The 10,583-nt window shown below is 38.7% G+C and carries 8 protein-coding genes; 3 read left to right on the top strand and 5 right to left on the bottom strand.

Features of this window, described 5'->3' with window-relative positions; genetic code table 11:
- Positions 1 to 46: 46 nt before the first annotated feature.
- Both NXS00_RS00210 and NXS00_RS00205 read left to right on the top strand, forming a co-directional pair.
- On the top strand, positions 47 to 3,163 hold the full coding sequence (locus NXS00_RS00210) for a sensor histidine kinase (protein WP_258097085.1): 3,117 nt from the start codon (positions 47 to 49) through the stop codon (positions 3,161 to 3,163).
- Complete coding sequence (locus NXS00_RS00205; RefSeq protein WP_258097084.1) at positions 3,138 to 3,491, top strand: response regulator; 354 nt, start codon at positions 3,138 to 3,140, stop codon at positions 3,489 to 3,491. Before NXS00_RS00210 ends, NXS00_RS00205 begins: the two co-directional genes overlap by 26 nt.
- On the opposite strand, the gene NXS00_RS00200 is transcribed toward NXS00_RS00205, so the two are convergent.
- Genes NXS00_RS00200 through NXS00_RS00180 form a run of 5 tightly spaced genes read right to left on the bottom strand, consistent with a single transcriptional unit; the run spans position 3,488 to position 8,453 of the window.
- Positions 3,488 to 4,228: a LytR/AlgR family response regulator transcription factor gene (locus tag NXS00_RS00200; RefSeq protein WP_258097083.1), complete on the bottom strand. Its 741-nt coding sequence runs from the start codon at positions 4,226 to 4,228 to the stop codon at positions 3,488 to 3,490. The genes NXS00_RS00205 and NXS00_RS00200 overlap by 4 nt on opposite strands.
- On the bottom strand, positions 4,225 to 5,232 hold the full coding sequence (locus NXS00_RS00195) for a sensor histidine kinase (protein WP_258097082.1): 1,008 nt from the start codon (positions 5,230 to 5,232) through the stop codon (positions 4,225 to 4,227). The genes NXS00_RS00200 and NXS00_RS00195 overlap by 4 nt, the downstream gene beginning before the upstream one ends.
- Positions 5,229 to 5,861 carry a tetratricopeptide repeat protein gene (locus NXS00_RS00190; protein WP_258097081.1) on the bottom strand — a complete coding sequence of 211 codons (633 nt, stop codon included), beginning with the start codon at positions 5,859 to 5,861 and terminating at the stop codon, positions 5,229 to 5,231. The genes NXS00_RS00195 and NXS00_RS00190 overlap by 4 nt, the downstream gene beginning before the upstream one ends.
- 8 nt (positions 5,862 to 5,869) lie before the next feature.
- Positions 5,870 to 6,286, bottom strand: coding sequence for a DUF2141 domain-containing protein (locus NXS00_RS00185; protein WP_258097080.1), 417 nt, complete (start codon positions 6,284 to 6,286; stop codon positions 5,870 to 5,872).
- A 22-nt stretch (positions 6,287 to 6,308) separates the two neighbouring features.
- Positions 6,309 to 8,453: a TonB-dependent receptor gene (locus NXS00_RS00180; protein WP_258097079.1), complete on the bottom strand. Its 2,145-nt coding sequence runs from the start codon at positions 8,451 to 8,453 to the stop codon at positions 6,309 to 6,311.
- A 236-nt stretch (positions 8,454 to 8,689) separates the two neighbouring features.
- Between NXS00_RS00180 and NXS00_RS00175 the strand changes: the two genes are divergently transcribed.
- A complete protein-coding gene (locus NXS00_RS00175; protein WP_258097078.1) occupies positions 8,690 to 10,498 on the top strand; it encodes an acyl-CoA dehydrogenase FadE in 1,809 nt (602 codons plus the stop codon).
- The last annotated feature ends 85 nt before the right edge of the window (positions 10,499 to 10,583 follow it).

The following is a 10,583-nucleotide window of genomic DNA, read 5'->3' as shown; positions in this document are numbered from 1 at the left end:
CTTTGTGCCTAAAAAGATTTACCAAAGTCTAACAAGCATGCTCTGCATGATTCTAGTCTCAACTGCTGTGGCTCAGGATTTCTTTACCTACAGCTATCGTTCGGCTGATGGATTGGACACAGACGTCATCAAATGCATTACACAAGATAGCCTCGGTTTCATATGGATAGGATCAGATGATGGATTATATCGTTTCGACGGATTAAACTTTGAGCGATATGCAGACGGTGCCCCTGGCAATTTTTTCAAAAGCTTCCTAACGACTTCAGATGGAAGGTTACTAGGCGTTCACGACATGGGTATCACGCTGATCCATCCAGACATAAGCAACCCGCGCTTCGAAGTACTATTACAAGGAAACAGAGCTGTAACAGACTCTACAGTTTATTATCCAAAAACGGCACTTGAAGACTCCAATGGTAGAATTTGGATTTCGGAACCACATGCAGTAGTTATTTACGAAAAAAATGGAAGTTGGAAAAGGATTTCATTTGAACCTGAAGACAACACCAACTCATTTGTTCGATCCTTCAATTTCATTCAAATGGCAAATAAAGATGTCATTGTTGTATCGAACCCAGGAAACTACTATCGGTATGAAGAGACCTCCAATCAATTCAAAAGATTAACCATACCAAAAAGGTTTACCACAAATGACTTAAAACAAATAGGAGATAAAATACTTGTTGCTTCAGGAGATGGCATTAAGCAGGCAATTTTTGAAAACGACAAAGTGTCACTCATCCCCTTTGAAATCAACAACATAGACAACACACAAGAATATCAACACATTGAGCCATTGAATAATCATCAGTTTGTATTAAGCGGCATTTACAACAATACTTGTATAGTCACTATCGACTCCTTGATACATGGAATAAAACTCTCCAATGCAGAAATGTTTGTCAATCAATCGTATGTAGATAGCGAAGGAAATATTTGGTTGAGTACGGAAAAAGGAGTTTTGCTGATTTCATTACCTGAATTTCGAAAGGTTAATTTAAGTAAGCCCAACAATTACATTGAAGCTTTAGTGACCAACTCAACATCTAATTTCATATATACCTTACGTAGCAATAGCGTATGGAAAATCAATAAAGAGACTGAAGTATCATCAGCGGTATTAACAGGTAAAGAGGAAGACTATTTCCTAAGTGGTATCATGACCAATGACATACTGTATGTAACATCAGGACAAAACCTCTACAAGATCAAAGACGATCTTATAATTAAAAAGCAATCCTTTGAATCAACAGGACGTTACATGTTTGATATTGTCTATGACTCCATCAACAATGACCTCTGGACAAGCCAAGAAGGGTTCAATGGAGTACACCAAATTCAACCTGAGGATTTCACATATACTTCCTATGACAGTGACAAAGGGATTATTTCAGAAATCACTGGAATTAAAGCTACTTCTGACGGCATTTACGCATTGTCTTCTAACCCGGATCATTATTTGTATTTCAAAAGCCACTCAGACACCGTTTTCACAGACCTAAGCACCCCATTTAGCAATCCGAACAGAATTGGGTTAATAGTAGACGACATTGCCTTAATTGACGAGTTTCTGCTTCTAGCTACCAATTATGGGCTCTTTACACTTGAAAATGGAGAATTAGTCAAAATGAGTATCAATCAAAATTTTGATAATAGCGGGATTCGTGCCATAGTAAAAGAAGATGATTATTTATGGATTGCAACAACTGCCGGATTAATACGATATGGCATTAAAACACATAATTATGTGCAGTTTTCTGAAGCCTCAGGACTGCCTGTGAACACTGTTAATAAACAGTGTCTGGTAATCAACAACAATAAATTATGGGTCGGTACCTCTCAAGGTGTAGCTGTAACAGATTATAAAATCAATAACACTTCCAGTAAAACCAAGAAACCAGTAATTCTGGATTTTGTAGTGAATGGCAAATCAATCAATTTTCAACCAAATAGAAAGATCGAAGTTCCTTTTGAATCTTACCTTTCCATTTATTTCAGTTCATTGCTTTATCCCACCAATGATATGGAATACAGCTACAAATTGAATGACAAATGGTCCACACCAGAACCAAACTCAATAGTGAACCTGGCAGACCTTGGAGATGGGGAATACACATTTCAACTTAAAGCTAAAAAAGTAGGAAACCACAAATGGAGTGACCCACAGACTCTCATATTTCATGTTGCTCCCCCTTTTTATAAAAGAGCTCCATTTATTCTGACTTTGGTTTTGATCTTGGCAGTTGCGGTGTATTTCACCCGTTTTTTCACTTCTAAAATGGAAAAAAGAAGACAGTTGTTATTGACAATGTTAGTAGAAGAAAGAACTCAAGAGCTTAAAAAAATGAAGGCTCAATTGGAGACCATGGTTAAGCAACGCACCGAAGAGCTTGAACTAACCGTCTCTCAGTTGCAAAACACTCAAAATCAGCTTATTCAAGCCGAAAAAATGGCTTCCTTAGGTGTCTTAACTGCTGGCATTGCTCATGAAATCAATAATCCGGTCAATTATTTGCAAGCTGGATTATATAGCGTAGAAACCATCATGGCAGAGAATGATACCCTCATTGCTGATCATGAGTTGGAGGAAGTTGTCAATATGATGAAGTTAGGTATTGATCGCATTACCAACATCGTCAAAGGATTAAGTAGATACAGCCATGGAGGAGATCAGCTGATGGACAAATGTGATCTCCATGAGGTGGTGAAAACCTCTTTATTAATCATGGAGCATGAGCTAAAGGGACGAATTGACGTAATTAAAACCCTCAATGCCGAAAATCACTTCATCACTGCTAATGATGGAAGTATACACCAGCTATTAATAAATCTGATTTCAAACGCTGTTCATGCTATAGATGGCACAGGAACCATCGAAATACAAACAACTAACATAAATAACTCAGTTGAATTAAAAATTATTGATTCCGGATCAGGTATTGATCAGGAGTTCCTTGACAAAATCTATGATCCATTCTTTACAACCAAAGCGCCAGGCATAGGCACAGGACTTGGATTGTTTATTTCGAAAAGAATTGTCACTGAACATCAAGGTCAAATACATTTTCGATCAAAAAAGAATAAAGGTACCACAGTAATTATTACATTTAAATCATGGTCAAATGGAGATGCAAGTGAAAAAGAAAGTACTATACGTTGATGATGAGTATCCAAACCGCATTACATTTCAAATTACCTATAGAAATGATGTGGACATCATACTGGCAGACTCCGCTGATGATGCCTTAGACATATTGGATGAAGAAAAGGACATTGAGGTAGTGATCACTGACTTACGAATGCCCGGCAAAAGTGGGTTGGACTTAATTCGAGAAGCTAAAATAACATACCCTGATGTGAGATTTTGTCTATTAACTGGCTTTGAGGTGACAAGCGAAATCAAAGAAGCACTTGATTCTAAACTATTGGAGCAGTACTTCAGAAAACCTTTTGAAAGATCTCAAATATTGGATTTTGTCAAAGGCTAACGATCTAGCCATACTTTAAAATCACTAACTCGCTCTCTGGCTACTATTACCTGATCATCTGTAAAGCCGTCAATCATTATTTCCAAACGGGAATTGGTATAGGAAACAATGTCCTTGATGTAGTCTATATGTACTAAGAACTTCCTACTAATTCTGAAGAATTCTTTTGGAGACAACATCTCCTCTACCCGATCCATCGTGTAGTCTACCAAAAATCGTTTTCCATCATCGGTAAACAAATACGTCCCCTTATCCTGACTATAGATCAATTGTACATTCTTCGTTAGTACTGACTTAAGGTGCTCACCTACTTTCACAACAAATCGCTCTTTCCCTTCTGGCTTTAGAGATTGCATTAATTGAGTGACATCCTTATCATCTTTCACTGAATGCTTTTCAAACTTTGCAATTGCCCCTGCCAGCTCTACTGGATCTATAGGTTTTAGTAAATAATCTACACTATTCGATTTGAAAGCCTTCAACGCATACTCATCATACGCCGTGGTGTAAATGATCGGAGCGTCGAACTTGATTTGATCGAAAATATCAAATGAATTCCCATCAGCTAATTGGATATCCATAAAGACCAAATCTAACTTAAGTGCAGGCAATGAAATCACTGCCGACTCAACCGAATCCAAAGTCAAGACACAGTGATAATCTGGCCTTAGATTAGCAATCATTTCCTTAAGTCTATTGGAAGCTATTTTTTCATCTTCCAGAATTAAATATCTCATGAGTCTATTTTCAAAAGTGGGAGTATTACTTCAAAGGTTTTACCGTCATTATTGACCACTACCTTCTTATTGGACAGAAATCCATAGCGATCTCTCAGATTATTTAAACCGATACCGGTCGAGTCTTTGGAGAGTTTTTCTTGTATGTTGTTAGACACCTTAATTTCATCTTTTGTGATGGACACATTCACTATCAATGGTTTAGCCTCAGAGACAATGTTGTGTTTTATAGCATTCTCTAGCAACAGCTGCATTGCCACCGGGGGAACCATTCCATCCCCATTTCGCTCTACATGTACTTTTAAGTTATCACCAAATCGGATCTGTTGAAGAAAGGCATAATTGTCGAAAAACTTCAACTCATCCTCTAGGGTCACCAATTCTTGATCACGTTTATCTAACACGTATCGATATACTTCAGACATTTTCCGAATAAACTGAACTGCTCTAGCCTGATCTTCATACACTAATCCAGACAGCACATTGAGTGAATTGAACAAAAAGTGAGGATTAACCTGGTTTCTAAGAGATTCAAACTTGGTTTTCAAGGTCTCATTTTTGAGTTTCTCTTCACGATAAAGCGCTTGCTTCCAGTTCAGATAAAAAGATCTTCCGTGTAAAAACATCGAAATAATCAAAGTAATCAGGATACTAACCAGGTAGTTTTCAAAACCCAACCTTGCTAAAGTTACTGACGGTGAATCTCCATAGTAATACCATATGGTGGTTACCAAAATGAGCCCAAAAGCAAATACCGTGTAAACAATCATGGCCACCATGCCGACTGTCAGCCTCAGGATTGGTTGGTCTACCCAACTAATTCGCTTATCAATAATCTCAACCAACCAACCGTTTCCTCTACTAAGCGAAATCCAGATTAGAACAGTCACTGTAATATTGAAAGCATTCAGATCACCAACGAAAAGGCTGTACACCAGCCCAATCATTCCCATGATGAAGATCTCTTTTAGATGACCTATGAATTGTTCACGTGAGTATTTCATTGATTGCAGTTTGCTAATGCAGCTCTAGCACTTCCCATTCCCCATGATGGATAAATCGTAGGTTCAGATGGCTGATTCTCAAATATATCATAAGCTTTCTTAACATTCACACATGCCTCTTCAAAGCCTGTCCCAAAAAACTGTGCAGTCCCGTATTGAAACTGACCCAAAAAAAGACGTGCACGAGGATTTTGCGGGTCTATTGCTAATGCCTGATTGTACAATCCAAACACAACAGGGCTTAATTTTTGACCTCTAGTAGCTGGATCTACAGAAACACGTAGCATTTGAACAAAACCCTCTAACGCCAATAACTCCGCATTCTTTTCAATTTTCTTTCCAGCCTCGATTAGTTCTAATGCTTTGTTAAGTTGATTTTCCTTAGCGTCTAAATCAGAATTACTACTCGCCATGAAACAGATTATTTGAGCTTGATAATACCATGGTAACCACTCAGTTGTCTCCTTTTGTGCAATTCGTTGAAAGTAGTTCACCGCATTTTGCATTGCTGTGACTGTATCTGCATCATTAATCATTTGCTTTCCTCGAAGAATAGCAGATTCGAACTTTGACTGACTGAATCCTAAAGTAACTGTTAAAATGGCAATAGTTGTGAATAGCGTTTTCATGTTATTTTTTAGTTTAATTTGATTGAATGAATTTGGTTTTCTTGATCCAAAGTGAACTTGGATTCAGCATATTTCGCAGGTCCAAATCGACTAGGAGCATTATTGGAAAATGCATAGGGCTCAGATGGAATCCCCATGAAGTTAGCATCCAGCTTTCCATTATCATTTTCATCATGGTAGATGGAGATGGCATATTCACCTGCAGGCAGGTTTGCAAATAGCACTTCTACCTTCTCTTGACTATAGACAATTGTATCCGAAGCAAACTGACTGTCTTTCAAATAATTAGTCTCATCTGTAAAGAGAGCTACACGCAACTTCCCATTGGCATTTTTGAAATTGGTCACTTCTACTGTTAGGTTATTAGTTTGGGCATTAGCTGCAAGTCCAATACATGCAAATGCTAGAATGAATAGAGTTTTCATTGATTTTAAGTTTATGATTTGATTATAGATTTTCTAATTGTTTGTTGAATGCACCAATGGTGATAAAGCATCCTATGAAAAGGAATCGTTTAGCGGGTAAGCGAATAGCCTCCGATGCAATTACACCATTATCATTTGGTGTGTTGGCATAGCGGTAACCAAACACCTGATCCTGACCTAGAAGGTTCGTTGCTGACAAGTAGATGATCACTTCAGGGCGTGGTAAAAAAGCCATATTAAAGCTCAAGTCCTGGTATACATCCGTCTTGCTTTCGTTGAACCCTTCCTTATTCGGGTTTTCGTAAGGTCTTCCAGATGTCACAGAGTAGGTTGCTCCCAATTGACTTTTGATAGCTGGCACGAATTTCTTGAGAACAAAAGACATGTTGTGCGCAGTGGAAAATCCAGGAGTTGTCTTCTCAGGATAATCCTGAAACAAGCGTTCACTTTTTAACCAGGAGTATGACACCCAGTAGTCGATGTTTTTAAACCCACCACGATCTCTCCAAAACACATCTAGACCGTAGGCATAACCTTCTCCATTATTACTGAAAGTAGTTGGGTCATATTGATCCTGAAAACGAATAAGGTGATCATAATCCTTCAAATAAGTCTCCACACGAAAGATCTTACTTTCCTTTATTCGTTGAAAGTTCAAGATATAGTGTTGAGCTCGCTCCTGATCTATGGTGTTTGTCACGAGTAAATAGTCCTTCTTTGGAGTTTGATAAAACTGGCCAGTAGCAAGCGAGAATTGAGCAAACTCTCCTACTTGATAAGCCATAGAGAAACGTGGCTCCAAAGTGGTAGAGCTAACTACCGACTGATTAGACAATCTTGCCCCAAAACGCATCATCAACTTCTCTGTGATGTACTGATCAAATTCTCCATAAGCTGCCAGATTATAATTAGAGTAGTCAAGGGTCACAGAATCCGTAGCAGTGGTAATCTCACGATCTACATGAGTATAGAATACTTCAGCTCCTGTGTTGATAATCTGCTTGGCATTGAACTCATGAATGAATTTGGCCTTCCAATGCATGTTAAAATCTGGAGTAGACAACTCCGTTTCATCATAAGTAAGATCGTCACGATTCCAAGATGCAGAACCTCCGAAGTAAAAGCTATCCTTATCACCTACCGGCAAATTCACGTTCGATGTAATGAATGAATTTTGGTTAGCCATCTGTACATCATAGTATCCTTTCTCTGATAATGTAGAGTACTGCTCAAGGTGAAAACCAGAAGTATTAGTCATTCCCAATACTTTAAACATTCCACCATTAGTTAGCTTCTTCTTATATGCCAGCGTGCCATCCCAACTTTTGGTAGCATCTATCCAATTCACTCGTTGATTGATCAGGTCATTGTATGGGTTCAAATTCATGTATCCAGCCTTCACATAGAGTGATTGATCGTTCCAAGAGCGAGTCACACCTGCATCCAAACCAACCGACATAATCGACAAGTCAATTTTGTTCTCTGGATCTACATCATTAGTGTTCAAAATCAGTGCAGAGGATAAAGCTTGTCCAAACTCTGCTGAATACCCACCAGTGCTGAAGAAAGTCCCTTTAAAAAGGAATGGTGAAAATCGACTTCTTGTAGGAACACCATTAGCCGTAGCGCCATAGTAATTAGACGCTTCTACCCCATCTATGTAGATTCTTGTTTCATCAGAAGTACCACCTCTCACGAATAAACGACCTGACTCTCCTACTTTCTGTGTACCGGGCAGCGTATTTAGTGCTCCTGTTATATCAGCAGTGGCTCCAGCGGTCGTTGCGATATCCAGGCTTTTCATCACCACGGCCTTTTTCTCATCACTCGCTTCAAATGCTCCAGCAGTGATTGTCACAGCAGCTATACTGTTAAATGATTCTTTTAATTCTATCTGAAGGTTTCCAGCTGCTTCTATATTAATTGGAAGCTCCAAAGTCTCATACCCAACAAATGAAACAACTAGTATCTGATCTCCAGTCTCAAACGTTTCAAAGCGAAAGTGACCATCAAAATCAGTGGTCCCCCCATCATATGAATCTTTGATATAGACATTTGCTCCGATAAGGCCTTCAGAGGTCTTATCTTTTACATCTCCCTCAAGAATGGTTTGTCCTGTAGCTGCGAGTGTAAACAGTATGAATTGAAGTAGTAAAGTATAACGCATGGTTTTGATCGTTTTTGTTGATTCAAAAGTGCGTTTTGACAGTACGTTTTAAAATTTGACCTTACCGAACTGTCGAATATTCAGGATGAATTGTAACCAAATCCTTCATTCACGTTTCTATTGTATTGGATAAGAATATTTTTTCCATTTATTATGCATGCATAACATTTTTCTATATATTTGAAATAGTATGCATGCATAACATATTAACCTCATTATAAAACATTAATTGAAAAATGGAATCAGTAGCACAAAAACAAGCTATTAAAGGCGGTGAGTTCATCGTCAGAGAAACAGAAGCCCAGGAAATCTTCATCCCCGAAGAGTTTTCAGAAGAACAAAAAATGATGGCAGCTGCCACTCAGGATTTCATTGACAAGGAAATAGCCCCTATCGTAGATCGAATAGACAGCATGGAAGAAGGACTGATGCCTTCGTTGATGGACAAAGCTGGCGAACTAGGGTTGTTAGGAATTTCTGTTCCAGAAGAATACGGAGGAATGGGAATGAGTTTCAACACCGGTATGCTAATGGCAGATATCATCGCGGCATCAGGTTCATTTTCTACAGCGTACGGTGCCCATACGGGTATCGGAACCCTACCTATCTTGTATTATGGTACTGAAGAGCAAAAACAAAAGTACATTCCTAAACTTGCTTCTGGTGAGTGGAAAGCTGCTTATTGCTTGACAGAACCAGATGCAGGGTCGGATGCTAACTCAGGCAAGACAAAAGCCAAATTGTCTGACGATGGCAAAAACTACATCATCAATGGTCAAAAAATGTGGATCTCTAATGCGGGTTTTGCTGACTTGTTCATTGTGTTTGCCAAAATTGATGATGATAAAAACTTAACAGCGTTTATCGTTGAGAAAACTTATGGTGGCATCACCATGAACGATGAGGAGAGAAAACTCGGTATCAAAGGCTCTTCTACTCGTCAGGTTTTCTTCAATGACTGTACAGTACCAGTTGAGAACATGCTCTCTGAGCGTGAGAACGGATTCAAAATCGCTGTAAACGTATTGAACGTAGGTCGTATCAAACTAGGATGTGGAGTAATCAATGGCTGTAAAGACATAGCTTCTAAAGCCACCAACTATGCGAATGAGCGTAAACAGTTTGGTGTATCCATATCAAGCTTCGGAGCGATTCAAACGAAATTAGCCAACATGGCAGCAAAGACTTTCGCTATCGAATCTGCGGCTTACAGAGCCGGTCAGAACATTGATGACCGAATTGAGTCACTAATCAGCGAAGGAATGGATCCTAGCAAAGCGAAATTGAAAGCTTTGGAGCAATTCTCTATTGAGTGTGCCATCATCAAAATCCATGGTTCTGAAGTACTTGACTACTGTGTGGATGAAGGTGTGCAGGTATATGGTGGAATGGGATTCTCAGAAGAAGCACCTATGGCAAGAGCTTACAGAGATGCGAGAATCACTAGAATCTATGAAGGCACGAACGAGATTAATAGAATGTTGCTAGTCGGCATGATGTTCAAACGTGCTATGAAAGGTGAAATCGATTTATTAGGTCCAGCAATGTCGGTAGCTAAAGAATTGACTTCAGTACCTTCTTTTGAGATGCCTGACTTAAGTGCTCCTCTTGCAGAAGAAAAAGATGTATTGAAGAAGTTGAAAAAAGCTGCCTTAATGGTAGCTGGAAAAGCTGCTGAAACCTTTGGCCCTAAACTTACAGATGAGCAAGAAGTCTTAATGCATGTTGCTGATATGCTGATTGAAATCTATGTATTGGAATCATGCATCCTAAGAACTGAAAAGCTAACCAGTTTACACGGAGAAGCAGGAAGCAAGTTATACTATGACATGACTAAGCTTTATATGCATGAAGCTATTCAAAAAATAAAAAATCACGGAGACGAAGCTGTTGCCTGCTTCACAGATGGTGATGAACTAAAAGTAATGATGATGGGAATGAAGAGATTCACAAAATATAATCCTGTCAACACAAAGACGCTTAGAAGATCAATTGCTGAGAAAATGGTAGCGGAAAATAAGTTTCCTTACAGTCTTTACAATTAATTACCTTTTGCATATTTCTGAAACTAAAGCCGGCTCTGCCGGCTTTTTTATTTATGTCACTGATAAGTTTAAATTGAGCTTGTTA

Source organism: Marinoscillum pacificum, from assembly GCF_024714495.1.
In the GTDB taxonomy this organism is placed as follows: Bacteria; Bacteroidota; Bacteroidia; order Cytophagales; family Cyclobacteriaceae; genus Marinoscillum; species Marinoscillum pacificum.
This window is presented reverse-complemented; position numbering and strand designations above follow the sequence as displayed.

Excerpts from the sequence above, each read along its gene's own strand:
- NXS00_RS00210 (WP_258097085.1), top strand. The coding sequence starts at position 47 with ATGATTCTAGTCTCAACTGCTGTGGCTCAGGATTTCTTTACCTACAGC.
- NXS00_RS00200 (WP_258097083.1), bottom strand. The coding sequence starts at position 4,228 with ATGAGATATTTAATTCTGGAAGATGAAAAAATAGCTTCCAATAGACTT.
- NXS00_RS00195 (WP_258097082.1), bottom strand. The coding sequence starts at position 5,232 with ATGAAATACTCACGTGAACAATTCATAGGTCATCTAAAAGAGATCTTC.
- NXS00_RS00190 (WP_258097081.1), bottom strand. The coding sequence starts at position 5,861 with ATGAAAACGCTATTCACAACTATTGCCATTTTAACAGTTACTTTAGGA.
- NXS00_RS00185 (WP_258097080.1), bottom strand. The coding sequence starts at position 6,286 with ATGAAAACTCTATTCATTCTAGCATTTGCATGTATTGGACTTGCAGCT.
- NXS00_RS00180 (WP_258097079.1), bottom strand. The coding sequence starts at position 8,453 with ATGCGTTATACTTTACTACTTCAATTCATACTGTTTACACTCGCAGCT.
- NXS00_RS00175 (WP_258097078.1), top strand. The coding sequence starts at position 8,690 with ATGGAATCAGTAGCACAAAAACAAGCTATTAAAGGCGGTGAGTTCATC.